Here is a 25,351-nt window from a genome sequence, read left to right as displayed (position 1 = left end):
GATCGGTGTGGTTTGTAGGAAATGCCATGACACCAGCTGACGATCTAGTTTTAACTTCCAAATCTGAATCCACCACCGAGCTGACAATTGCAGGAATAACAGAGCCTGTCATGCTGCGCTATTTTGAAACGATGAATGCAGGCGACTTTGAGGCAACTGCTGCTTTATTTGCAGAGGATGGGGAAATGAATCCCCCATTTGAGTCGCCGATTGTGGGACCTGATGCGATCGCATCTTACCTGCAAGCAGAAGCCAAGGGCATGACTCTCTCCCCCCGTGAAGGAATTTCCGAAACCCTAGAAGACGGCAACACGCAGATTCAGGTTGGTGGTAAGGTACAAACTCCCGTTTTTGGCGTCAATGTCTCCTGGATATTTATCCTCAATCCACAGCGTCAAATTATTTTTACCCGGATCAAACTATTAGCATCTCCCCAAGAGTTACTGAACTTACGCCGTTGATTACGCGCTTAGATAAGGATTTTTACCTCGATCCCAGGCTAAACCTGGGATCGAGTCATTTTATAAGTCAACTCTTCTTTGTGAAACTTATAGATTTCCTGTAAAACGATCGCTATTCGCTTTACTTTTTTTAACAAAAAGAGGCGATGCCACTCCATTGACCCGGCTCGCCTAGATCGATGTGCTGGTTCCTATTAAAAAACCTCAGGCTATCCAGCTCATGAGGTCAGAAAATACCCGGTTAAAAGCTCTCTTTGGTTCCTAATTTTGTCTATTTTTTGGGCACCCTGATGGCATAAAAAACCATCAATCCCACGATGCTATGCTTTTGTCGCTTCTGGCAAACTCGCTTCTAACTTCAAACAGTTACGACCGTTTACTTGTAAGCGATACTCTACTCGATCCATTAACCTATTCATAATCAGCCACCCATAGCCGCTTTCCTGTTTATCATTCGGGGTGGGCGGGAGATAAGTTGATAAGTCAAATCCCTGACCGTGATCCCAAATTTCGAGAGCAATATCCCGATTTTTTAGTTCTAGGCGAATTAGCACGGGCAAATTTGGTTGCTCCTTATGAGCATGACGCACCACATTCGAGTATGCTTCCACCAAAGCCAATCGCAAGCGATTCGATTGACGAGGCCAATCCACCGAGTCGGTCAGTTCGACTTCCAAACATCCCAGTAGCCAGCTTTCAACAATTGTTAAAAACTTCAAATCACTTGGTATGTGCAGCTCCGTTTTCATGTACTTAAAGAACCTCCAGAGAGAGTATAGTTTGGTCGTCTTCCTGAACGTTATTGGTGTGTTCTCGAATCCGCGCGAGTAAGTTATTCAAATCGAAAGGTACTGGCTCAAGGCATACAAGTTTCCAAAGCCCATCTTGTGTCAGCATACTACTCGTACCTTCAAAGCTGCCAGTGGTAACTTCTGCCGTCGGCGCGATCTCCGAAGCAGTATGTCGAAGGCTACTTTCTTGGGTGACAGTCGCCTCGGTAATCCCGTCACTCGTCAGTAGCAGAATTTCACCTGAATTTAACGTCAGTTGTCCCTGCTTGGCTTTCCAGATGGGTAAAATTCCCAAAGGGATACCGCGAGTCTTGAGAAAATTTGGTTCCAGTGCCGAGTCTGAAGTAGGTGCCGCTCTTTGTTGCACGACTTCCCGATTAGACCAGACTAAGGGATAGATGTGACCGGCGTTGGCATATACCAGCTCTTGAGTGGCTGGGGTATAACGAGCCAGCACCATCGTGATAAAGCAGTTGGTGCTGACGAGATCGTTGGACATAATGCTGTTAAGATTCCGCATGACGACATCTGGCTCCGGAGAAATTTCCTGAGCGAGTTCCCGACGCAGAATAGAAATTGCACTTGCCATAAATAGAGCGGCTGGGACGCCTTTCCCAGAGACATCTCCCACTGCCAGCCAAACATCCCCTTGGGGATGGACGTACACTTCAAAAAAATCACCCCCGACTTCTCTAGCGGCGACGCAGCAGGCTTGCACCTGCATCCCTTCTACTTCAGGCCAACTTTGGCGGAGGAGGTTATTTTGAATTTGACGAGCGACTTCTAGTTCGGCACGCATTTGCTGAGCCTGCTGCTGCGTGCGCTGGTAGAGTTTCGCCTGAGAAAGCGCCAAAGCGGCTTGTTCGGCGACGCCTTCTATCAGCTGAACTTCGTCGGGTGCCCAGAGGCGATCGCTATTTTCTTGATAGAGGCAGAGAACCGCTAACACCTGCTGCTGGAAGATCAGCGGCACTCCTAACTGAGTGGAACGCCTTCCCTCTTGATCGCCTTGGGCAAGTTGGATCTTGCGACTTTCCAGGGCTGCTTGTAGTAAGGAGTCTGAGTCGCGTTCCGGTACTGGGGTTTCTGTATCCTCGCTCGGCTCATTTGGAGTTGGATAGAAAAAAATTTCGCTGGTCAAGCGATCGCTCTCTACGGGTCGCAGAACGCAATAACTCGCCTCAAAAGCTTGCCCAATGGTATTGGCAACGGTTTGCAGCATACTCTGGTAATCTAGCGACTCCCGAATTGCCGTTGTCACCGCATTCAAGAGTTCTTCTCGGCGCAAGGCGCGGCGTAGTTCGTTCGTCCTTTGCTTCAGCACGCGGTAAGTTTCCGCGGCTTGTTGAACTACTGCTTTTAGGTTCTCCGGGTTCCAGGGTTTGGTGATGTACTTGAACACCTGACCGGAGTTAATCGCATCGACTAAATCTTCGACATCCGTGTAGCCGGTTAGGAGAATCCGAATGGTATCGGGAAAGCGCTCAACTGTTTTACTTAAAAATTCGGTTCCATTCATTTGGGGCATGCGCTGGTCAGAAATAATCACAGCCATTTCCCCTTCCGTGTCCAAAACTTGAATGGCGCTGAAGGCACTGTCGGCTTTGAAGACGCGAAAATCTCGCCGAAATGTCCGATAAAGTAAATCTAGGTTGTCATGCTCATCATCAACCACCATCAGTTTGAGTTTGCTCCCTTCTGCCTGACTCATCGGCACACTCCGCTTCCCGCTTAATTAGATCATCGACAGCTTGAGGGGATTTTCACCGCTCATCCCTTGCCTTCATATCGCCTTCCCGGAGCAAAATCCGGTTCTCGCTTTTAATTTCTTGTGATGCTGCTGATTGATGATTCGATAGAATAACAGCTTTGAGGGCATTCTGAGACGCCCATTGACTAAGGTTTGTTACTCGACCAACTGACTACGGGTTAAATACCGCTGCCAGGATATAGAGGCGAGCATAGCTGCCAGGTTGTGGCAGCTACAGAAGGTTCACCGATGTCAAGCCAAGCAGAAGTCAACTCATACCGAGCGCCCGATTCTCCACAGGCAAAGGTATTTATCCGACTAAGCCAGAGCGTAGAGCACGCACCGCCGCTTGGGTGCGGTCATCGGCACACAGCTTGTTCAAAATATTCCGGACGTGGGTTTTGACAGTTCCGACAGTGATGTAGAGCTTTTCCGCGATCGCTGCATTGCTGCATCCTTCAACAATCAGTTGCAAAACTTCTAATTCCCGTTCCGTCAGCGGATAAGCTTCAATTAGCTGGCTGTATTCCGGTTCAGTGGCATTGATAATCACCGTTTTGGATATAGCAGCTTGATCCAGTCCTGTCTGACTCGATCGAGTCTGCTGCAAGACAATCCGGGCGATTGCTGGGTCAATCCAGCCGTTGCCTTCGTGCGTCACTTGCAACGCTTCGAGCAACTTATCAAAACTAATATTTTTCATGCAGTAGGAATCTGCACCGGCTGCAAATGCCGCCAATACCGCTTCTTCGTCATCCTGTAAAGTCAACACCAGTATCTTGGTATGACCCCCATCTTCCGAAGCCGCCTGCCATTCCCTAAACGTCCTCGTCAATTCAATTCCGTCCATATCGGGCAGGCCAATATCGACAATCGCCACATCTGGCTTGGTCGTTTCCAGTAATTTCAGACCTTCAGTGGCATTAGCGGCTTCACCCACAAATTCAATTTCCCCGCGCTGTTGCAGCGCTGTCCGGATGCCGACCCTAGTCAGGTCGTGGTCTTCAATTAAAGCGACGCGAATTTGACTCATCTTCTCTTCCACACTTTGCAATTCTATGGACTTTCTAAAAATAAAGATTTCCTAAAGAGTTTGCAGTCGTCAATCTACTGCCATTCTTTGCGTGTTCTAGTATTAGTAATTTATACCCTCCTCATCTGTTTGAGGTGATATTTTTACTGGCGGGCACATGGCAAACTTAACCATAAACCAAAGCTTGAGCGCAGCAGTTTTTTAAAAGGGACAGTTTGGCAATTGGTCAATTTTAGTACGAGTGTACAATCGATAACTGCAACAAAGCACTAACCATCTGGATTTTACCTTTCTGCTGGAGCGCACAATTCGGTTTTTCTGGTTGAGTCAGGTGGCTGAACTGGGAAAATGCCTTGCTCAACATCAGCAGACGTGGCAGACAGCAGAATCTCAGATTTTTACTTGCCAATGGCAGCACGAGCAGCCCAGAGTTCAACTACCGCTGGTATGAGTATACCGGGTTGGCAGCATGAGAATCATCCGGGCTGGAGAATTCTTTAAAGGAATCTCTTTGCCAAACCGCCCAGAGTCGAAGCAGCGGACATAGACAGCTTGTTCAGTTACACCCCGATCCCAGGACTGTACCTGTTACAGAACCAGATTGCGTCGGCTTTGGGCTTGGAAAAGTTAGGCGATCGCTTTCTTCATCAGTAGCCACCCATTCGTTATCAGCCACAATCTACACTTTCACTGGGACAGCACCCAAGTTCGTTAAGCTAAAAGCTTAAGCTAAAAGTCAAAGCTTGCAATGGCTCCTTCTGGAACTCAATACCTACACCTTCTTTGGTCCGATCTTCCCGTGCGTCGGCGGGGTGCCTTGATCATCGCCATCCCGATCATGTGTCTTTTAACGTCGGTGGTGGTATTTGCTGGGCTGCAACGCAGTACTGCAACGGCGCAAAATTATGTTGACAAAACGCAGAAGGTGCTATTACAAGCCAATCGCTTGCTCACAGCGATAGTGGATGCCGAGACAGGGGTTCGGGGTTATGCCTTAACTTATCGCCCGGAATATCTGGAACCTTATAACGCAGCGATCGCAAGCATTCCTCAATTCCTCAAAGAACTGGATAATTCCGTCAAAGATAAGCCGCAACAGCTGCAACGAGTCCAGCAGCTTCAAACGCTGGTACGGCAAAAAGTCAGCATAATGAACCAGAATGTGGCTCGGATAAAAGTCGTCAAGCAGGGAAATGCTGGCAGTTTCCGATTGGAGCCTCAAGCCAAAACCACGATGGATGCCATTCGTCGGCAAATTGCCCTGTTCTCCGCCGAGGAAGCTCGTTTGCTTGACCAGCGCAGCCGAGACTTAAAGCATCAGCAGCGAATTACCATTGGCGTACTCAGCGCCACAGCAACACTCGGTCTTCTGGGATCGCTAGCAGCGGTGTATCTGTTCGATCAGCTCGACCGGGAACTGGCAGGACAACAAACGGGTTTGCGCGAAAGTAACATTCGCATCCGTGCCATTTTAGACAATGTGGTAGATGGGATTATCACTATCAACGATCAAGGTCATATTGAGTCTTTTAATCAAGCTGCTACCTTGATGTTTGGGTACGAACCCGCCGAAGCGATTGGCAAAAACCTGAAACTCTTGGTGGCGCAGCCCTTCAGCGGTGATAGCATCCAGGCGCTCAACCACTTTGTGGGCAACAACCCAGTCAAAATGCGGCAACTGCAAGAAACGGTAGGACGCCGCAAGAATGGCACCACGTTTCCAATGGAGTTAGCGTTTAGCGAGATACATTCTTACAATCAGCGCTTGCTGATTGGGATTATGCGGGACATTACGGATCGCCAGCAAGCTGAGGAAATGCTGCGAAAACAAGCGACATTGCTGGATCTGGCAAATGACGCGATTTTAGTGCGCGATCGCGACGATCGGATTACTTATTGGAATCTGGGGGCAGAACGGCTGTACGGTTGGACAAAGAAAGAAGCCCTCGGTCAATACGCCCACGAACTCTTGAGAACCGAATTTCCCCCTAATATCGAAGAAATCGACGAAATGTTTCTTCACGACGGTTACTGGAAAGGTGAACTGCTCGACACCAAGCGCGATGGTACGCAGATTCGGGTTTCTAGCCGATGGACATTGCAGACAGACGATGAGGGCGAACCCTTAGCGACCCTGGAAATCAACAGCGACATCACCGAACGCAAACAAGCAGAAGAAGATTTGCGATCGCGTGCAGGGGAATTAGCCCGCTTAAGCGCCATCCTTGCCCAAACCAATATTGCTCTAGAGAAACGCAACCAAGAACTCGATCAGTTTGCCTATATTGTCTCCCACGACCTCAAAGCACCGCTCAGAGCGATCGCTAATCTCTCCACTTGGATTGAAGAAGACATCTCCGACCACCTGACTGAAGAAACTAGGCACAATTTAGACTTAATGCGATCGCGCGTCCATCGTATGGAAGCGCTAATCAATGGTGTCCTTCAATATTCCCGCGTAGGACGAATCAAGGCGTCTGTGGAATGGGTGGATGTGGAAAAACTTCTCGCAGAGGTCATTGACACCCTCGCACCGCCACCGGCTTTTACCATTGTCGTAAGCCCTGGAATGCCTACCCTACGCACCGAACGCTTGCCCCTACAACAGGTGTTTGCCAATCTGATTAGCAACGCGATTAAACACAACTCCCAAGCAGAGGGACAAGTGACAATATCGGTTCAAGACCAAAGCAACTTTTATGAGTTTGCCGTGGCAGATAACGGGCCAGGAATTGCCTCCGAATATCACGAGAAAGTTTTTGCCATCTTTGAGACTTTACAAGCTCGCGATATCGTCGAAAACACGGGCATCGGTCTAACCCTGGTCAAAAAAATTGTTGAAACCCAAGGAGGAACCATCTGGGTAGAATCTCAAGCAGGCAAAGGAGCAACCTTTCGCTTTACCTGGTCGAAATCGGTTCTGAGTACCTAAACTCATCTCAGGCACCCGTCTTAAGCTGGCGGTTGAAAGCGCGTCTAAACATCCCAGAGGCGTTCAATCTTCTCCCCTCTCCGTGAAGGTCGAGGGGCTGGGGGTGAGGTTCCTTCTTGCACTCAAGAGAGAACCGCGATAAACAAAACCATCCTTGCTTAGGCGTACAAAAGTACCAATTCAAAAACTTTTGGTCTGCATCTAATGCGAGTTTTAAATCTTCGATTGGTACTAAAACTTACTTTTTTACTTTCGTTAAAACTTAAACTTTTTTTTAAATTCAAGCCTTTAGTAAGGATTCCTTAATTTAGATTCGATAGAGTAACGGTGCAAATTGTAGATGCCGAATCTCTATAATCGTCCCTATGGCTGATGCTACGTCAGGGTTGATTCTACTAAAAAGCAACTACAAAAACTCTGGCGCGAATTGACAAGCCAGCGCGAGGCTAATGCCTCGCTCCGAAGACACGCGATCGCCACTCCAACTCAATTGCGCGGACTTTCTGGAGCGAGTTCTATAATACTGGATGCAATCCGACTAAACACAGCGGAAAACCCTAGGCAATCGATTACCTTCCTAGTGGTTGATGCCTGAGAAAGTGGTTTTATGGCAATTTGTGTTTAGAAGGATGAAACTTTTGCCAGGGGTAGGCTTCCAGGTAATGCGTTACGGTATCGCTCTATTAGCGGTGACACTAGCACTGCTAATTAAACTGATTCTAAACATTCTAACTGGTGGAAAAGAAACTCCTTTTCTAATACTTTTTGCTGCCATATTGGTGGGCATCTGGTACGGTGGCACGAAACTCGGTCTGTGGAGCGCTGTTTTAGCGGCTTTCGCCAATGTAAAAAAGTACTCAGAGGCGGGAAGCCCAAGCGAAAATTCCGTTTTGGAAACGAGGCTGAGTAGTGCTGTTAGCAATTATCCTCAGATGTCTCTAAAAACGCCAGACCGAAGCCGCGATCGCTCCTGGGAGGAAATGCTCAGCGATCGCGGCTTCTTACAGCCAACTCCAACGGCATCGGGAGATGAACTGCACAAACTCAATTTCCATCTAGAAAACTCACCCTTAGCGCTCATCGAGTGGGACAGCAACTTTCGAGTGGCGAGGTGGTCGCGGGAAGCTGAAGCGCTCTTCGGATGGGGAAGCGCCGAAGTAACGGGTAAACATCCTCAGGAATGGCAATTTATCTACCCTGAAGATGTAGCAGCAGTCAATGATGAGATCGGACGGTTGCTCAAAGGCAGCGAAGGGCGCAGCGTGTCCCAAAACCGTAACTATACAAAAGATGGCTCGATTGTCTACTGCGAGTGGTACAACTCTGCTTTGCTAGATGAATCGGGTCGCTTGATGTCAGTGTTATCTCTGGTTCTGGATGTTACCAGTCGGCAGCAAACGCAAGCAGCGCTACATACGAGCGAGGAGCGACTGCGATTGTCCCTGGACGCAGGACGGATGGGGATCTGGGACTGGAATATCCTCACCGGGGAGCTGACGTGGTCAGAGACTCTAGAACGCATGCACGGTTTACTTCCCGGAACTTTTGCCGGTACGTTTGCCGCCTTCCTAGAAGTCGTGCATCCAGAGGATCGGGATTCCTTGAAAAAGGCGATCGCTCAGTCAGTCGAGCAGAAGACTGATTTTGAGCTTGAATTTCGCATCGTTTGGCCTGACAGTAGCATCCACTGGATCTCTGGAAAAGGTCAGGTTTTGTGCGACGAAACCGGCAAGGCGATACGCACGATTGGGGTGGGTACGGACATCAGCGAAAGCCATCGGCACGCTACGCTACGCCAGCGAATTAACGAACAACAGCACTTTTTGGGTGAAGCGACGACCCTCCTGACTAGCTCCCTTGACTATCAAACTACCTTAGAAACCCTGGCTCATCTAGCAGTTCCCCAGCTAGCTGACTGGTGTTCTATCGATATGCTCGACGAAAATCAAACAATTCGCCGACTGGCAGTTGTCCATCAAGACCCATCGAAGGTCGATTGGGCTTACCAATTGCAGGAGCGCTACCCGCCCGATCCCGATGAAGCTTATGGTCTCCCCAACGTTTTACGCACGGGTCAGGCGGAGTTATACGCGGAGATTCCCGACTCCCTCCTGGTAGAGGCGGCTCGCGATCCCGAACACCTAGAAATCTTGAGACAGATAGGCTTTACATCGGCAATGGTGGTGCCCCTGGTAGCTCGCGGACGCACCTTGGGGGCAATTACCTTTACCTCAGCCGAGTCGGGTCGTCGCTACGGTCAGGCTGACCTGACCTTTGCCTGCGAACTTGCCCGTCGCGCCGCTTTAGCTGTTGACAACGCGGGTCTGTTTAAAACGCTGCAACAAGAACTCGCAGAGCGTCAGCGAACGGAGGCGGCATTGCGGGAGAGCGAAGAACGCTTCCGCACGATGGCAGATAGTGCCCCCGTCTTGTTATGGGTGGCAGATCGGGATGGGCGATGTCATTTCTTCAATCAGCGTTGGCTGAGCTTCCGAGGGCGAACCTTGGAGGAAGAACTCGACAAAGGTTGGGCAGAAGGCGTGCATCCAGAGGATTTGCCGCGCTGTTTGGATACTTATCGGGCGGCTTCTCATGTCCAAAAAAATTTCCAAATGGAGTACCGTCTGTTGCGGGCAGATGGGCAGTATCGCTGGGTTTTAGATACCGGAACGCCACGATTTTTGGCGGATGGAAGTTTTGCGGGTTATATTGGCTCGTGTATTGACATTACTGAGCGAAAATTTGCCGAAGAAGCTTTGCGCGATCGCGCGGCGGAATTAGCCCGTCTGAGTAACATCCTCACTAAAACTAACGCCGCTTTAGAAAAACGCAACGCCGAACTCGACCACTTCGCTTATATTGTTTCCCACGATCTCAAAGCACCTCTGAGAGCGATCGCTAACCTCTCCACTTGGATTGAAGAAGACCTACTCGACTTTCTAAATCCGGAAACCCAGGAGAATATGAATCTACTGCGGGGGCGCGTTCATCGGATGGAAGCTCTAATCAACGGTCTTTTGCAGTATTCTCGTGTGGGGCGGGTCAAGACCTTTGTAGATATTGTGGACGTTGACACCTTACTGGCAGAAGTTATCAACACGCTTGCACCTCCACCCACGTTCGCTATCACCATCCAGCCCGGAATGCCTACCTTCCACACCGAGCGCTTGCCCTTAGAACAAGTGTTTGCAAATCTGCTCAGCAATTGCTTCAAACACCACCCTCGGTTGGATGGAAGCGCGACTATATCAGTACAAGATAAAGAAACATTCTATGAATTTGCCGTGGCAGATGATGGGTGTGGGATCGCTCCTGAATATCATGAAAAAATTTTTGTCATGTTTCAAACTCTGGAGGCACGAGATAAGGTAGAAAACACCGGCGTGGGACTCGCCATCGTTAAGAAAATCATCGAAAACAAAGGAGGAACCATTCGCCTAGAATCTCAAGTCAATCAAGGGTCAACTTTCTACTTTACCTGGCCCAAACAACCCAGTAGTAACAATTCGCTTTTTGTCTAGATATGGATATCACTAATAAAAAAATGAATAAAAAAATAATAATCAATCGTTTTTTAAATCATGGTAGATAAGATGACAAACCTTTTGCTAGTTGATGACGACGAAGTTGATGTGATGACCGTAAAACGGGCATTCAAAAAAAATAATATTCAAAATCCCTTCTATGTTGCCAATAACGGGCTAGAAGCACTAGCTATGTTGCGGGGGACTGACGATTCAACAAAGGTTCCGCGAGAGCGGCGGCTGGTCTTACTCGACTTGAATATGCCCAAAATGGGTGGAATTGAATTTTTGCGTGAATTGCGGGCAGACCCAGAACTCAAAGCAATTCCAGTGATTGTACTAACGACTTCCAATGAAGATAAAGACAAGGTGGAAGCCTACAATCTCAATGTAGCGGGTTATATTGTCAAACCCGTAACATTTGCTAAATTCGTGGAGGTAGTGGCAACGCTCAATCAATATTGGATGCTTAGTGAAATGCCCTAATTTTGGAGAATGGGTAATGGATTGTAAGAGTGATGAGTGATGAGTGATGAGTGATGAGTTACAAGAGAATTCTTTAATTCAAAACTTAAAATTTAAAACTCAAAGCTTTTTACGAATTCCGTCCTTGAATGGTTATGGAAGAAAAGTTAAAAATCCTGGTAGTCGATGATGATGAAGTAGACCGGATGGCGGTTCGCCGGTCGCTCAAAACGGCTGGCGTGCAAATGGAATTAGTAGAAACCAGCGACTGCCAAGGAGCGATCGCTACTTTACACAGCGACCATTTTGACTGTGTCTTCCTCGACTATCGCTTGCCTGACGGGGATGGACTCACCCTCGTTCAAAATATCCGCTCGTCTGGTTTTAAAATCCCCTTGGTCGTCTTGACGGGTCAGGGAGACGAACAAACTGCCGTCGAACTGATGAAAGCCGGAGCATCCGACTATATTTCTAAAGGCAAAGTTTCTCCAGAAAGTCTCTCTCGCAGCCTGCACAATGCGCTTCGCCTCTATCGAGCGGAAAGACAGGCATCAGAAGCCAACCAATTACTCAAAGAAAGCGAAGAACGCTATCGATTTGTTCTAGAGGGATCGAACGACGGAATTTGGGACTGGGATATCACCACCAATACAGTTTATTGGAATGACCGCTGTTTTGAAATCAGCGGCTTGTCCCGTGAAGAATTTGTCGGCAATTACCAGGCATTATGCCAACTTTTGCATCCAGAAGATCGATATCGCATCGTCCAGAGCATCCGCGATCACCTGGAGCATCAAGTTGAATGTAATGTGGAATTTAAGCTGTTGCACGCTTCTGGGCATTATCGTTACTGCATTGCCAGAGGCAAAGCGCAGCGAGATGGGAACGGCAAGCCTTTCCGGATGTCTGGAATTATTAGCGATATTACAGAGCGTAAGCGGGCATTAGAAAACCAGCGATTTCTGGCAGAAGCGAGTGCTGTCCTTTCAGCTTCTCTAGATTACAAAACAACCCTGGAGAATCTGGCTCAATTGGCAGTGCCCCACTTAGCCGACGTGTGCATAGTAGATATTCTGGCAGCGGACGGCTCAATTCATCGGATGGGGACGGCTTATGCAAACCCCTCTCCAGAGAAGTTGGTGCAAGAGGTGCTGCATCTGTTCCCCCCCGACCCGGATGGAGAACACCCCGCAAGCATTGTATTACGCACGGGCAAACCAAAATTTGCCGTTGAAATTGACGACGAAATGCTCGTAGCTGCGACCCGCAATGCCGAACATCTGCAAATCGTTCGGGAGCTGGGCTTTCAGTCTTACATGGTGGTGCCCCTGTTGGTGCGCGATCGCACGTTGGGGGCAATTTCCTTGGTGTCCACTCAAGAGAAACGCCGCTACGATGCGATGGACTTGGCTCTGGCAGAGGAACTTGCCCGTCGTGCTGCCTTATCGGTCGAAAATGGAAAATTATACCGGGAAGCGCAAGCGGCGACTGAGAACTTACGCAAGGCGATCATTATTCTGGGAGAACAACAGCAACAACTCCGGACACTCCAGCAGCTGACAAATTTACTGAACCAGCGCCTGAGTGACTTACCCGGTTTGTTACGGGTGATGGTTCAAGCGGTTTGCGATGCGATCGCGGGTGCCCAGTTTTGCTTTATCATGCTGCAAAACCCCCAGTGCAATCGCCTGGTCTTGACGGTGACGGCGGGAATCGGTACGGAAAAATTGCGCCTGGAAGATGGTTTTAGTTCGGGGGAAGGATTGCTTTCTCAGGTGTTTTTGACTGGGATTTCTCAGCTTATCGAAGGGGAACAAGCCGCTTTCCTCCACTCGACATCCGACACCGTAAAGCCCTCAGAGTTGCCAGCTTCACTTTATGTGGTGGCGATTGAGTCCGCGCAAGCGGGACGGTTGGGCGTGCTGGCAATCGGTAATTGGGAAAATTCTCATGCGTTTGACGAAGAAGACCGATATCTGCTGGCGGCGGTGGGAGAACAAGCCGCGATCGCGATTAATAATGCCCGTCTGATCAATGCTTTAGAAGAACGAGAGGAACGCTTAGCTTTACAAAACGAAATCCTGGCTCAGCAAAACAAGGAACTCGAAAATCTTTCCACGCAAATTCAACTTCAGAATCTGCAATTGATGGAAGCAGCGCGGTTGAAATCGCAGTTTCTCGCCACCATGTCCCACGAACTGCGGACGCCGATGAATGCCGTGATCGGCTTTTCTCAACTGCTGTTGCGCCAGCGGCAAAATCAGCTTAGCCCGCAACAATTGGACATGGTAGATCGCATCCTCAGCAATGGGAAACACCTGCTAACGCTGATTAATGACATCCTTGACCTCTCAAAAATTGAAGCCGGAAGATTGGAACTCAAACTGGAAGAATTTAATCTGCCAGTGCTAGTGAGAACAACCGCAGAAGAATTGCGATCGCTTGCTTCAGAAAAGCATTTGGAGCTGCAAGTCGAGGCAAATTTACAAAACCCTCAGATATTGAATGATAGCGCTCGGCTGCGGCAGATTTTGGTAAATCTTCTCTCCAATGCGATTAAATTCACTGACACCGGAAGTGTGTGCATCAAAGTACAAGAAATTTCCCCGGATCAAGTGTTACTTAGCGTTCAAGATACCGGAATTGGAATTGCTGAGGAAAACTTAAAGCATATTTTTGAAGAATTTCGGCAAGTCGATCAGTCCCTCGCCAAAAAATATCCGGGTACGGGTTTAGGGCTTGCCATCACTCACTCATTAGTGCAATTAATGCATGGAAAAATATCAGTGGAAAGTCATTTAGGTCACGGATCTACCTTCAATGTAAAATTTCCCCGCCGAGTCAGTATTTAGCTTGTTTTCATCGAATCAGTTGTGTCGAGGCAGTTCTCAATCAAGGGTGCCCTACACCCTCACAATTCAAATAGAATTGCTCTACACTCAGTAAGCGCTTTCATGCCGAGGATTGATGACGAGTGACAGATGTTAGCCTAAAGTAACCAATACAGGATCTCGAAGCGTCTGCGGCGATGATTCAGCTACTTGTTCGATTGAAAAGAGTTTTGAGAATTCGGTCTTCGCTTGATTGGGTAATTTAATTCATCCGCTGCATTGAGAAAATAAATGTCTGGTCACGATATTATCGTCCTCGGTGCCTCTGCCGGCGGGGTAGAAGCGCTGACTCAACTGGTCAAGGCTTTGCCGCCGGATTTGCCAGCTGCAATCTTTGTCGTCATACACTTCCCTGCCCACAGCACCAGCGCCATGCCAAGTATCCTGAATCGCTGCGGCTCTTTGAAAGCATCTCATCCCAAGGACGGCGAGGCGATTCAATATGGGCGGATTTATGTGGCACCCCCCAATTACCATTTATTAGTTAAACGCGGATACATCCACCTGGCTCGTGGTCCTAAGGAGAACGGTCACAGACCCGCCATCGATCCCCTATTTCGCACGGCAGCCCAGTTCTATGGACGGCGAGTGGTGGGTGTGGTGCTATCGGGCAATCTTGACGACGGGACGGCGGGACTCGCAGCGGTGAAGCAGCGAGGCGGTGTCGCAGTGGTTCAAGATCCCAACGACGCCTTGTTTCCCGGAATGCCCCGTAGCGCTATCGAGAACGTAGAAGTCGATTATATTTTGCCTTTGTCAGCGATCGCTCCTACCCTGGTAAGCTTGGCTCAAGAGTCAGTGGCAGCCGAGGAAAAAGAGCCTGTAACTGATGAGATGGAAATGGAATCCGAGAGCGCAGAATTAAATATGGCTTCCATACACAAAGATGACAGACCCGGAACGCCCTCCGGCTTCGGCTGTCCAGATTGCGGGGGTGCCCTGTGGGAACTGCACGACGGTCAGTTGCTTCGGTTCCGCTGCCGCACGGGTCACGCCTATTCCGGCGAGACTCTGCTGGCAGAGCAATCTGAGGCACTAGAGACGGCACTGTGGAATGCGTTTAGGGCACTAGAAGAACGTGCCGCTTTGTCCCGTCGGATGCATCAAGGGGCACGCGATCGCAACCAAACTCGGTCAGCCAAACGCTTTGAAGAGCAGGCGCACGAAGCTCAGCACAACGCTACCATCATCCGGCAACTGCTTTTAAATGGCAATGGGGACAAAGAGAAAGATACCGAGGTACACCCGGAAAATGGGAAGCAGGTAGAAAAGGGGAATTGGAGAAAAGCAGGATCGAACCCAGAAACCGAAGAAAATTCTCACCCTTTGATTACCTTTCCCATCGTGGCAGTGGCAGCGTCTGCCGGTGGGATAAAAGCCATCACCGAGTTGATTTCTGGCTTGCCAAAAGACTTTCCGGCAGCGATCGCCATCGTCCAGCACCTAGACCCCAAACACCCCAGCCTACTCGCAGAAATCCTGAATCGTCGCACGTCTCTACCCGTCAAGCAGGCAGAACCAAGAGAGCAAATGCGTCCGGGGACAATCTATATCGCGCCGCCGAATCATCACCTGCTGATCGACCCAGACGCCACTCTCTCCCTCACCCAGACGAAACTGGTGCATTTTGTCCGTCCCTCCGCTGATCTACTCTTTGAATCAATCGCGGCGAGTTTTAAAGAACGAGCGATCGCGGTTGTCCTCACCGGGACGGGTAAGGATGGTGCAACCGGCATCAGAGCGATTAAACAAATGGGCGGAATCGCGATCGCGCAAGATCGGGAATCTTCGCAGTATTTTGGGATGCCGGGAGCCGCAATTGAAACTGGAGCAGTCGATTGGATACTCCCCTTAAATGAAATTGCTGCTACTTTGGTGAATCTGGTAAATAGCTAATTGCAAATGGCAAATTGTTGTCACCAACTTTAATCATTTATAGATAGAGTTTGCTAATAAAAATAGGGCAAAAAGCTAGTGATTTACCACGAATCGCTAATCAAATTGTGAGCAATCAATGTAACTTTGTTGAAGACTGGGAATCGGCAATCCTCAGTAGTCATTAAGTCCTCAGCTTGCTGCGATTGACAACTAACCTTTCTACCACTCCCAAAGCGTGAGATTTAATTACGCTAATATACTAAATTGATGTTGTGTAAAAAAATATTCGATTAAGCGAGTAGCTATTATAGTCATTTTCGATCGGGTAAGATATACAGAGAAAACCTAAGCGCTAACCCTCTTCCCAACGCGGTTGTGGGCGGACAATTCAAAGCTTCTCTCAGATTCTTCTAGAGGAATGGAAGCGAGGTCAAAACCGTATTGCACTTATGGAAAACTGGTATAACTAACAACTACTTATGGATCGCTCAATCCTCAACCCTGAATTTGAAGCGCTGCTAGAGTATCTTAAAGGCAGCCGTGGCTTTGATTTTACTGGCTACAAACGTTCCTCTCTGATGCGTCGCGTCCTGAAAAGGATGCAGATAGTAGGACTGGAAAGCTACAACGATTATATGGATTACCTAGAAGTATATCCAGAAGAATTTATTCACCTGTTTAACACGTTGTTGATTAATGTAACTGCCTTCTTCCGCGATCGCTCAGCCTGGGATTACATTATTGAAGAAATCGTTCCCACCATTGCCGCCCGCAAACAAATCAACGAACCGATCCGCATCTGGAGTGCTGGCTGTGCCTCTGGAGAAGAAGCTTATACTATCGCGATGGCGTTCGCTGAAGCGCTGGGAGTAGAACAGTTCAAAGAACGGGTGAAAATTTATGCCACCGAGTTAGACGAGGAAGCCCTCAATCTAGCCCGCCAAGCGACCTATTCAGCGAAGGATGTCGCGGATCTGGCTCCGGAAATGGTAGAGAAGTACTTCGAGGAATGCGCTCGCGGCTATAACTTTCGCAAGGATCTGCGTCGCTCGGTGATTTTTGGGCGTCACAACTTGACGATTGATGCTCCCATCTCCCGCATTGACTTACTGGTGTGTCGCAACACTTTGATGTATTTCAATGCCGAAACTCAATCTAAAATCCTCTCCCGCTTTCACTTTGCCCTGAATGACAGTGGCTTTATCTTTTTAGGGAAGGCGGAGATGTTGCTCAGCCACAGCCACACTTTCACACCTGTGGATTTGAAGCGGCGTATCTTTACCAAAGCCCATAAAATAGGAATACGCGAACGGTTGTTGCTTATGGCTCAGTCTGGCAGCGAGGAGGCAGTGAACAATCTAGCCACTCATGTCCGCATTCGGGAAGTCGCCTTCGACAGCAGCCCGACATCCCAGATAGTGATAGATGTCAATGGCTTTTTAGTGCTGGTGAACGAACGTGCTAGGGCAATGTTTCCCTTGAGTCCGAAGGATCTGGGTCGCCCCTTGCAAGATTTAGAAATTTCTTATCGTCCCCTGGAATTACGCTCTTGTATCGATCAAGCCTATGCGGAGCGCCGACAGATTACTGTCAGGGATGTGCCGTGGCAAACTCCGAAAGGCGAAACGATTACTCTAGACGTGCTGGTGGTACCGCTCGTAGAGGTATCCAACAATCTTTTAGGCATCAGTATTTCCTTCATTGATGTCAGCCGCTACAAACGGCTACAGGACGATCTGCAACAATCCAACCAAGAACTGGAAATGGCTTATGAGGAACTCCAGTCTACGAATGAAGAGTTGGAAACGACGAACGAGGAACTCCAATCCTCTAACGAAGAGTTAGAGACGACAAATGAGGAACTCCAATCCTCTAACGAAGAGCTAGAAACCATGAACGAAGAGCTACAATCCACGAATGAGGAATTGCAGGCTCTTAACGATGAAATGCACCGCCGCAGCGAAGAACTCAACGACGCAAACGCCTTTTTAGAGTCGATTTTAGGCACTCTTCGGGGCGGCATCGTCGTAGTCGGGCGAGATATGCATATCCAGCGTTGGGATCGCAAAGCTGAGGAGTTGTGGGGACTGGGAAGCGATGAAATCCAAGGACAACACTTTCTAAATTTAGATATTGGCTTGCCAGTAGAGCAACTCAAACAGCCGATTCGCAACTGTCTAGCTGGGGAGAACGATTTACAAGAAATTATCCTCAATGCCACTAACCGACGCGGCAAGGCAATTGAGTGTAAAGTCTCTTGTAAACCTTTGTTAGGGAAGGAGGGAGAGATTCGAGAAGTGCTTTTATTCATGGAGGAGCAAGAAGGAGTTCCTGAATGAATGAGGACAAGTTTTCCCAGCAGATAATCCTTCTACAACAACACTTGGCAATCCTGCACAAATATTTATTAGCCATTGATTCATCGCCCCTACAGGCATTAATCTTGCAGCAAATCGTGTTGGCGACGGCAGCGTTTGAGGACTTTTGCTTTGTCTTGGAAGACTTGCTGGTGGCGCACGAGGAGCTATCTCAATCCAACGAGCGTTTGGCAGCGATGGAGAGCGATCGCCAAGACATGAACCAATCTCGACAGTTCCAGGTGCAATACTCTAAACAGAGGCTACAACTTCTCAATGAGCAACTGCGAGCGACTGTCGAAGCATTAGCCAAGAGCGATCGCGCCTTAGAGAATAAAAACCACGACTGGCTTGTCGTCAACGAACACCTGCAAAGCGCGATCGCCCAAACTAAGACCACTGCTGATAGCTTAGAGGCGCGTAACGAAGATTTACAAATAAAATCAGAACAATTAGATACAAGTAACGAAGAGCTACGCCTAACAACAGAAAAACTGCGGCTGTCCAGCAACCAGGTTAACCAAGCCAACGCCTTTCTCAAATCTATTTTTACCAGCCTACCGGGCGGCATTGTCGTATTAAACCAAGAACTGAACATCCAAATCTGGAATCCTCAAGCTGAAGATTTGTGGGGACTGCGTAGCGATGAAGTCCAGGGACAGCCCTTTCTAAATTTAAAGATTGGCTTGCCGGTAGAGCAGCTTAGACAGCCGATTCAAAGCTGTTTAACCGGGGACTTGGAATACCACGAAGAAATACTAGATGCTATCAACCGGCGTGGGAGGACAATTCAGTGTAAAGTCACCTGTATGCCTCTATTTATTTTAAAAAAAGATATTCAGGGGGTGATTGTGTTAATGCAAGAATTGCACAGCGCTATGCCAATATTATAAAAATCTCAAAGCTACAGTCTGTTTTGGAATATTTTTTCTAAGTATGTGTAAAAAATCAACCGTACTGGTATAAAACTAACCGCTTTCCAAACCTCGATCCGATAATATAAAAAAAGTTAAAGTTAGCCGCTTTCTCCCTAAAAAAAGCTAAAATATTTTATCTTTTTCTTCTTCCAACCAGGCAACGCTTACCGTGAAGTGGGCAGAAGGCTGGGGGATCAGGTTTGTTTGGTTTCGAGAAGGAACGGAAAGGTATGTGGATAAAGCTCTGGTTACGGCTTATGGATTTCACCTAACTTATCAGCCTTAAAGAGGATTTACACATAAATTTCTTACAGTTAACTCAAAGTATGTACATAGTGTCTTTACTAAGATTTTGCACACCTTGTGTTTTACGGGAATTTATTCATTAAAGTTAAGTTCAACGGCACTTGCTGCCAAAAGCTAAAAACTTTGTGTGATTTGTCTAGTTGCTTAGGGCGCTTACAGCTAATCTGATTTCCAAATTGCTCAAAAAGCAAAATGGGTGATTCAAGAGCTTAACAAAAGTTTAAAAAAAGATAGTAATCAAGAATTTCATGACTTTTCACCTAAAAGGAGAGCGGTTTACCGAGAAAATAGAGACGGCACGCCAACGCGCAGCGGCGTTACAGCAGCGTGTCACCGAATCGCCTCAGCAACAGCCACAGCTGCTAGCGGGATCGCTGGAAGAATTAAAAACCGCTTTGGAAGAATTACACGTAGCCGAAGAAGAACTGCGCCAGCAGAATGAGGAGTTGTTAGGGGCGAGGGGAGCATTGGAATCGGAACGCCAGCGCTACCTAGACCTATTCGAGTTTGCTCCAGACGGCTACCTGGTAACAGATGCGGCTGGAACGATTCGGGAAGCCAACCGCGCCGCCGCTGAGCTTCTCGGTATCTTGCCCACTTACCTAGTGGGCAAACCGCTAATCATATTTGTGCCTGAAGAAGCTCGTCGAGCCTTTCGTTCCCAACTGACTCAGGTGCCAAAATTAGGCTTAGTTCAGGAGTGGGAGGTGCGACTAAAATCGCGTCAAGGCAAACTCTTTAATGCTGCGCTGACTGTCGCCAGCGTCCCAGATAAGCAAGGTAAGGGGTCTTCCCTGCGCTGGATGCTACGTGATATCACCGCCCGCAAGCAAGCGGAGGAGAAAATTCGCTATTATCATTTACAAAATTTGCGCCTTCAAGAAGAAGTCCGGCTGAAGTCGCAGTTTTTGGCGCTGATGTCCCACGAACTGCGGACTCCGATGAATGCGATTCTAGGCTTTTCGCAATTGCTGATGCGCCAAGCTCAGCATCAGCTGGGCCAAAGCCAAATACATATGCTGGAGCGCATTTTTAATAGTGGCAAACACCTACTCAAACTGATTGAGGATATTCTGGACTTCTCTAAGCTAGAGGCGGGAAAGCTGGAATTAAATTTGGAAGAATTTGACTTAGTCGAGCTAGTCACGCAAACGGTGGAAGAACTCCAGAGCTTGGCTCAGCAGAAGCATTTGGAAGTGCATATTCACGTTAGTCTTGATAATCCTTGTGTTGTGAATGACAGTAATCGCGTGCGGCAGGTGTTGGTTAATCTTCTTTCCAATGCGATTAAGTTTACCGATTCGGGTAGCATTACTGTGGATGCTTGCGAACCGACACCCGACCAAATTGCGATCGCTGTCAAAGATACGGGCATTGGGATCGAGGAGTCGGAAATTCAGCAAATTTTTCAAGAATTTCGACAACTCAGTCAAAGCCTGACGCGCACTCATGGGGGTACAGGTTTAGGACTTGCCATTACTGACCGATTGGTTCGCATGATGGATGGGAAAATACAGGTGGAAAGTCAGCCGGGAGAGGGTTCAACTTTCCGCCTAGAGTTGCCCCGTGAAGTCACATCAAGCTCTAATACTGCTGCAATCGTGTGATAACTCCCCATCTAGAGAAAAAAGTACCTCCCCAAACCTCTCCCCAAACCCCTCTCCAAAACGGAGAGGGGTTTTGAATATTTCTCTTGAATATTGCTCCCCTTCCCGATTCCGGAAAGGGGTTGGGAGTTAGGTCTGGCAGCTTTAGCGTGAATCCCTAGCGTTGATTCCACGCTAAAGCTGCATCTCCAACTGCTTTGTCTACCGTCTTTTCCCCTAACATTGCTGCTTGCAAATTCTCATAAATTGCCTTCTGCAACTTGTTGAGATCCTTCATCGCCGGGACTAAAACCTCTGCCGATGTCAATTGGCTGGCACTAATGACGCGAGCTTGTTCTACTGGCGATACCTTCGGATTACTGGCTATCTGGCTTTGGTACTCTTGCACTGCCTGAACTGTAGACGGCAACACGTTCGCCGCCTTAGCAAAAGCCAGCTGATTTTGATCGTTGGTGACAAATAAAGCAAATTTGAGGGCGTCATCCGGATTTGGAGTGTCGCGGGGAATCACCAGATTCATCACCGCTACATTCTTTTTACCCGTTTCGCCGGTAATCTGGGGTGCCGCAGCGGAGACTTGCGCGATCGCTGGGGCGTTCTTCTCAATCGTCGCCATAAACTCTGCGCCCGTTGCTAGCAGCGCCGTCTCACCTGCTTGGTACAGTTCAACTGCACGTCGATGCCCTTGTGTCAATACCTCCTGGGGCAACAGCTTCTTCTGGTAAAGGTCTACCCAATACTGAAACGCCGCTTTCCCGGCGGGTGTATTAAAAGCCGCCTCTCCATTGGCATCCACCAATTGAACCCCCATCTGCACCATCGATTCCAGCACCTCAGCCGAATCTTCTGGAACTAGGGTTGCAAAAAACGCATACTTGCCAGTTTTTTCCTTAATTTGTTGAGCAACTTGTGCCAGTTCGGCATAAGTCGCCGGAGGTTTGCTTACCCCAGCAGCTTTAAACAAATCCTGGTTGTAAATCGTCACCCGCGTCGTTAAATACCAGGGAAGTCCAAAACTTTGGTCGCTGAGCGTGCTAGCCTTCCATATATTAGGTAGATATTGCTGACGCACCGCCTGGGGAACTTTAGTATCTAAATTCAACCAAGCATTGCGCGACGCCAACTGAGAGGCAAAGTCCGGATTGAGGTTCGCGACATCGGGTGCTGTTTTTGCCGAAACCGCCGTCAGGATTTTGCTTTCCATCGCACTCCAGGGTACATCTACCCAGCGGACTTTGACGCCGGTATTTTCGGCTTCAAAGTTGGCAATCAGTTTGTTGAAATACTCAGTAAACTGCGGTTGCAGCTGCATCGTCCAGAACTCAATTTCCCCTTTTCCGGATGGGGCAGATCCAGGGCTACAGCTGATAACCCAGCTGAAAATGAACCCCAATAGGGTACAGATGCCCAATCGTCTCCAGGTTTTCCTACGGATCATGTAAATTGCAATTCCACTTTCAGCGCTAGCAGTAACCCAGCTAGCAGTAACTCATCCTACCTGATGAGGTATATCTAATGGTACGGAATCTATCAGGGTGTATTTTTGTCTCTACCGATGTGTTTGTCAGCTAGATTGGGTACCATGAATCTGTCTCTATTTCCCTATACGCAATCTCTCTTACCTAACTAAAGTTTCTATGGCTGCTCCCCTCAGCAAACCTAAAGATATGTTCACCCGATTTAAAGGATTATTATCGAAACGTACCAAAGGAATTGGTATAGAAATTGCCCCTGAACGAATTAATATTGCTCAGCTACGCAAGCAGGGGCAAGGATTCAAATTAACAATGCTGTCCTCGAAAGAAGTTCCGGAAGGGGTTTTTCAAGAAGGCAAGATTATCGATGCCCCAGCTTTAGCAGAACTGATTAAGGAAGCGATCGCTGAAAGTAAGATAAAAGTCCAGAACGTCGCCACTGCCGTATCGGGTCGCGAAGCCGTGGTGCGCGTTATCCCAGTGCCTGCGGAACTTGATGACAAAGAGTTGCGGGAAATGGTGTTGGATCACGAAGCCGGTCTCTACTTGCCTTTTCCACGGGAAGAAGCAGATGTAGACTACCAGAAGCTGGGATTTTTCACCGATGAGGATGGAATCGAGAAGGTGCAGGTGCTGCTAGTTGCCACCCGCAAGGATGTGACAGATACCTATATCGAAACCTTCCGGGAAGCTGGATTAAAAATCGATGTGTTAGAGATTAGCAGTTTTTCTCTGATTCGGACGATTCGAGAGCAGTTGCGGCAATTTGGTCCTCAAGAAGCTGCCGTTTTGGTAGATATTGAGTTCGACAGCACCGAGATTGCCATCATCGTAGATGGGGTGCCACAATTTTCGCGCACCGTGCCGATTGGGACGTATCAACTACAGAGTGCCCTCAATCGGGCGATGAATTTACCGACATCGAGAAACACTGAAATCCTGCAAGGGATGACAATTCCCAACACCCCCGTCGATAATGTCCGCACAGGTGCAACAGGGATCAATCCCGGTATGGCGGCTTTGGTTAGAGTATTGGGAGAGCTTGCCGACGAACTGCGTCGTTCTATCGATTTTTATCTAAATCAGAGCGAAAATTTAGAAGTGGCGCAGCTGCTACTCGCTGGGCCAGGAGGAGGAATTGGACAACTGGATGAATTCTTCACGCAACGGTTGAGCTTGCCAACGACACAAGTAGACCCAGTTGCGGCCCTTTCCTTGGAGGTGATAGAGGAAATTTCACCAGTGCAAAGACCGGGATTGGGAGTGGTATTGGGATTAGGACTACGAGAGGTTTAAAGCGATGTATAGCCTAGATATTAATTTTCTTAAGGATCGCCCGGACATCATCCGCCGCGATGTCCCTGGTGCCAAAGCTCCCTCTGGGAATAAAAACATGACGCCGCTGTTGGCGGGATTGGCAGTCGGTCTGCTGTTGCCAGCAGGAGTTGGGGCGTTGTGGTTGTTGCTGCAAAACCAAACCGAACAATTGACCGCCAAAAAAGCTCAATTGGAACAGCGGCTCAATGAAGGCAAAGCCAAAGAGCAGCAAATTCAAGCAATCAACAACGAAACTCAGGCAGTGAAAGGAGAAACGCAGGCACTCGCCAGCGTGTTCAATCAATTGGCTCCGTGGTCAGCGATTTTGCAGGATATACGCGATCGCGTGCCACCCGGTCTGCAAATCACCAGCATTGAGCAAACCGCGCCAGATCCGGCTACCACCACAGCAGCCCCTAGCCCCACTGCTGCCGCTGCCCCTCCGAGTTCTAACGTGTCAATCAAAGGGTACGCTCGCTCCTTTGATGAAGTGAACGACTTTTTGCTAACGCTACAGCGATCTAAGTTATTCGATAGCGAAGATACCCAAATTGTGGCGGCTGAGTTGAAAGACAATCAAACTCAGGTGCAACAGCCCCAGGATCAAGGAAATTCCAACGCTAGAGTAGAAATTAAATTGCCAAAAGTGGTGGAATACACCATTAAAACGAGCCTGAGCGATGCCCCGGCTTCCCAGTTACTTAGAGAGTGGGAGCGCAAAGGTGCAGTGGGATTAGCGACTCGGCTTAGAAACCTTCAGAACACAGGAGCGCTGCAAAAATGACGGTAAGTCAAGACTTTATACCATCCGATGAAGGCCAAGATGAAGCTGCCTATCCCAGTGCCTTTGGTATTACTTTCACGCCAACAGTTAGCGGTGCCTTGCTGGCAGTGTTGGGTTTAGCAGGAGCAGCTTATTTGGTCGCTAACCTGTTGTTGCCTGCGTGGACTTCTTATCAACAACTGCAAACTGATGTAGAAAACACCGAGCAGCAAATTCAACAACAGGCACAACTCCAGCAAAAAATTGATGCGGCGAAAGTAAACCTAGGCAAGGCAAAACAGCAAAGAGCTGCTGTCCTTTCCATGTTTGGTAGCTCCAAAACCCTGGATACCTTAATGCTAGATATCAATCGTTTTGTTAAGGCAAGACAGGGTAAATTGACCAAGTATGAGCCAAGAAGAAACGATGCCGCTGATGCTAGCAGTAGTGACATTATTACTGATGGATCTTTAGGGCCGGAAGTCAATGGTAAGCTCAAACGTAAGGTATACAATGTAAGCTTTGAAGGCGACTACGGACAAACCCAATCCATTCTGAGAAGTCTAGAGCGACTCCAGCAACTGCTAGTAGTAAAAGACTTGAAATCAGATTTAAAGGACGCGGCGACCAGTCAGAAAATTACGGTAAACCGGCAGGGTCAAATTGTCCCCACTGGCAAACCAAAAGAGCGAACCTTGATTAACACCTCTTTTAGGTTAGAGGTGCTGCTGCCATTATCGGAGCAGGAAGCGAAAGAGGCGGCGGCAGCAGCAGCGGCAGCAGCAGCGGCAGCTCAACCACCCCAGTAGGAGACAGCAAGTAGGTGTCGAGAATTCGACCTGAAAGCTGTTCAGGTGCAAAAATTGCTTTTGTGTGAGGAGGAA

At 48.4% G+C, this 25,351-nt stretch carries 16 protein-coding genes; 12 read left to right on the top strand and 4 right to left on the bottom strand.

From position 1 onward, the window contains the following. Window positions 1–26: 26 nt before the first annotated feature. Entirely contained in the window at window positions 27–461 is a 435-nt protein-coding gene (locus NC997_RS22115; RefSeq protein ID WP_190524999.1) for a ketosteroid isomerase family protein, read from the top strand. A gap of 320 nt (window positions 462–781) precedes the next feature. On the opposite strand, the gene NC997_RS22110 is transcribed toward NC997_RS22115, so the two are convergent. The 3 genes from NC997_RS22110 to NC997_RS22100 all read right to left on the bottom strand — a co-directional run bounded on the left by NC997_RS22110 (window position 782) and on the right by NC997_RS22100 (window position 4,035). After that, a complete protein-coding gene (locus NC997_RS22110) occupies window positions 782–1,210 on the bottom strand; it encodes an anti-sigma regulatory factor (RefSeq protein ID WP_190413607.1) in 429 nt (142 codons plus the stop codon). Between the two features lie 4 nt (window positions 1,211–1,214). Further along, window positions 1,215–2,963 (bottom strand): SpoIIE family protein phosphatase, encoded by a 1,749-nt coding sequence (locus tag NC997_RS22105; RefSeq protein WP_190524998.1) that lies wholly within the window; start codon window positions 2,961–2,963, stop codon window positions 1,215–1,217. Between the two features lie 349 nt (window positions 2,964–3,312). Next, on the bottom strand, window positions 3,313–4,035 hold the full coding sequence (locus NC997_RS22100) for a response regulator transcription factor (protein WP_190524996.1): 723 nt from the start codon (window positions 4,033–4,035) through the stop codon (window positions 3,313–3,315). A gap of 748 nt (window positions 4,036–4,783) precedes the next feature. On the opposite strand from NC997_RS22100, the gene NC997_RS22095 reads away from it, so the two are divergent. The 8 genes from NC997_RS22095 to NC997_RS22060 all read left to right on the top strand — a co-directional run bounded on the left by NC997_RS22095 (window position 4,784) and on the right by NC997_RS22060 (window position 20,912). Then, entirely contained in the window at window positions 4,784–6,967 is a 2,184-nt protein-coding gene (locus NC997_RS22095; protein WP_190524994.1) for a PAS domain S-box protein, read from the top strand. A gap of 629 nt (window positions 6,968–7,596) precedes the next feature. After that, entirely contained in the window at window positions 7,597–10,488 is a 2,892-nt protein-coding gene (locus NC997_RS22090; RefSeq protein ID WP_190524992.1) for a PAS domain-containing protein, read from the top strand. 60 nt (window positions 10,489–10,548) lie between these two features. Next, the gene (locus NC997_RS22085) at window positions 10,549–10,977 is read left to right on the top strand and encodes a response regulator (protein WP_190413616.1); all 429 of its coding nucleotides are present in this window, start codon (window positions 10,549–10,551) and stop codon (window positions 10,975–10,977) included. A gap of 134 nt (window positions 10,978–11,111) precedes the next feature. Continuing rightward, the gene (locus NC997_RS22080) at window positions 11,112–13,808 is read left to right on the top strand and encodes an ATP-binding protein (protein ID WP_190427568.1); all 2,697 of its coding nucleotides are present in this window, start codon (window positions 11,112–11,114) and stop codon (window positions 13,806–13,808) included. A gap of 270 nt (window positions 13,809–14,078) precedes the next feature. Further along, window positions 14,079–15,743: a chemotaxis protein CheB gene (locus tag NC997_RS22075; protein ID WP_190524990.1), complete on the top strand. Its 1,665-nt coding sequence runs from the start codon at window positions 14,079–14,081 to the stop codon at window positions 15,741–15,743. A 461-nt stretch (window positions 15,744–16,204) separates the two neighbouring features. Then, window positions 16,205–18,064, top strand: a complete 1,860-nt coding sequence (locus NC997_RS22070; RefSeq protein ID WP_190524988.1) for a CheR family methyltransferase — start codon at window positions 16,205–16,207, stop codon at window positions 18,062–18,064. Continuing rightward, window positions 18,061–18,975: a PAS domain S-box protein gene (locus tag NC997_RS22065; protein WP_190524986.1), complete on the top strand. Its 915-nt coding sequence runs from the start codon at window positions 18,061–18,063 to the stop codon at window positions 18,973–18,975. The genes NC997_RS22070 and NC997_RS22065 overlap by 4 nt, the downstream gene beginning before the upstream one ends. Before the next feature lie 578 nt (window positions 18,976–19,553). After that, the gene (locus NC997_RS22060) at window positions 19,554–20,912 is read left to right on the top strand and encodes an ATP-binding protein (protein ID WP_190524984.1); all 1,359 of its coding nucleotides are present in this window, start codon (window positions 19,554–19,556) and stop codon (window positions 20,910–20,912) included. Between the two features lie 157 nt (window positions 20,913–21,069). Here the strand turns inward: NC997_RS22060 and NC997_RS22055 are convergent, their stop codons facing one another. Next, window positions 21,070–22,350, bottom strand: a complete 1,281-nt coding sequence (locus NC997_RS22055) for a sugar ABC transporter substrate-binding protein (RefSeq protein WP_190524982.1) — start codon at window positions 22,348–22,350, stop codon at window positions 21,070–21,072. Between the two features lie 229 nt (window positions 22,351–22,579). Between NC997_RS22055 and NC997_RS22050 the strand changes: the two genes are divergently transcribed. The 3 genes from NC997_RS22050 to NC997_RS22040 are packed head-to-tail and all read left to right on the top strand — an operon-like array spanning window position 22,580 to window position 25,276. Next, window positions 22,580–23,683 (top strand): type IV pilus biogenesis protein PilM, encoded by a 1,104-nt coding sequence (locus NC997_RS22050; protein WP_190413781.1) that lies wholly within the window; start codon window positions 22,580–22,582, stop codon window positions 23,681–23,683. Between the two features lie 4 nt (window positions 23,684–23,687). Further along, entirely contained in the window at window positions 23,688–24,488 is an 801-nt protein-coding gene (locus tag NC997_RS22045) for a PilN domain-containing protein (RefSeq protein WP_190427423.1), read from the top strand. Then, complete coding sequence (locus tag NC997_RS22040; RefSeq protein ID WP_190439974.1) at window positions 24,485–25,276, top strand: hypothetical protein; 792 nt, start codon at window positions 24,485–24,487, stop codon at window positions 25,274–25,276. The genes NC997_RS22045 and NC997_RS22040 overlap by 4 nt, the downstream gene beginning before the upstream one ends. Window positions 25,277–25,351: the final 75 nt, after the last annotated feature.

Source organism: Trichocoleus sp. DQ-A2 (genome assembly GCF_039961915.1).
In the GTDB taxonomy this organism is placed as follows: domain Bacteria; phylum Cyanobacteriota; class Cyanobacteriia; order Cyanobacteriales; family FACHB-T130; genus FACHB-T130.
This window is presented reverse-complemented; position numbering and strand designations above follow the sequence as displayed.

Coding starts and splice junctions, on each gene's coding strand:
- NC997_RS22115 (WP_190524999.1), top strand. CDS start 27: ATGACACCAGCTGACGATCTAGTTTTAACTTCCAAATCTGAATCCACC.
- NC997_RS22110 (WP_190413607.1), bottom strand. CDS start 1,210: ATGAAAACGGAGCTGCACATACCAAGTGATTTGAAGTTTTTAACAATT.
- NC997_RS22105 (WP_190524998.1), bottom strand. CDS start 2,963: ATGAGTCAGGCAGAAGGGAGCAAACTCAAACTGATGGTGGTTGATGAT.
- NC997_RS22100 (WP_190524996.1), bottom strand. CDS start 4,035: ATGAGTCAAATTCGCGTCGCTTTAATTGAAGACCACGACCTGACTAGG.
- NC997_RS22095 (WP_190524994.1), top strand. CDS start 4,784: ATGGCTCCTTCTGGAACTCAATACCTACACCTTCTTTGGTCCGATCTT.
- NC997_RS22090 (WP_190524992.1), top strand. CDS start 7,597: ATGAAACTTTTGCCAGGGGTAGGCTTCCAGGTAATGCGTTACGGTATC.
- NC997_RS22085 (WP_190413616.1), top strand. CDS start 10,549: ATGGTAGATAAGATGACAAACCTTTTGCTAGTTGATGACGACGAAGTT.
- NC997_RS22080 (WP_190427568.1), top strand. CDS start 11,112: ATGGAAGAAAAGTTAAAAATCCTGGTAGTCGATGATGATGAAGTAGAC.
- NC997_RS22075 (WP_190524990.1), top strand. CDS start 14,079: ATGTCTGGTCACGATATTATCGTCCTCGGTGCCTCTGCCGGCGGGGTA.
- NC997_RS22070 (WP_190524988.1), top strand. CDS start 16,205: ATGGATCGCTCAATCCTCAACCCTGAATTTGAAGCGCTGCTAGAGTAT.
- NC997_RS22065 (WP_190524986.1), top strand. CDS start 18,061: ATGAATGAGGACAAGTTTTCCCAGCAGATAATCCTTCTACAACAACAC.
- NC997_RS22060 (WP_190524984.1), top strand. CDS start 19,554: ATGACTTTTCACCTAAAAGGAGAGCGGTTTACCGAGAAAATAGAGACG.
- NC997_RS22055 (WP_190524982.1), bottom strand. CDS start 22,350: ATGATCCGTAGGAAAACCTGGAGACGATTGGGCATCTGTACCCTATTG.
- NC997_RS22050 (WP_190413781.1), top strand. CDS start 22,580: ATGTTCACCCGATTTAAAGGATTATTATCGAAACGTACCAAAGGAATT.
- NC997_RS22045 (WP_190427423.1), top strand. CDS start 23,688: ATGTATAGCCTAGATATTAATTTTCTTAAGGATCGCCCGGACATCATC.
- NC997_RS22040 (WP_190439974.1), top strand. CDS start 24,485: ATGACGGTAAGTCAAGACTTTATACCATCCGATGAAGGCCAAGATGAA.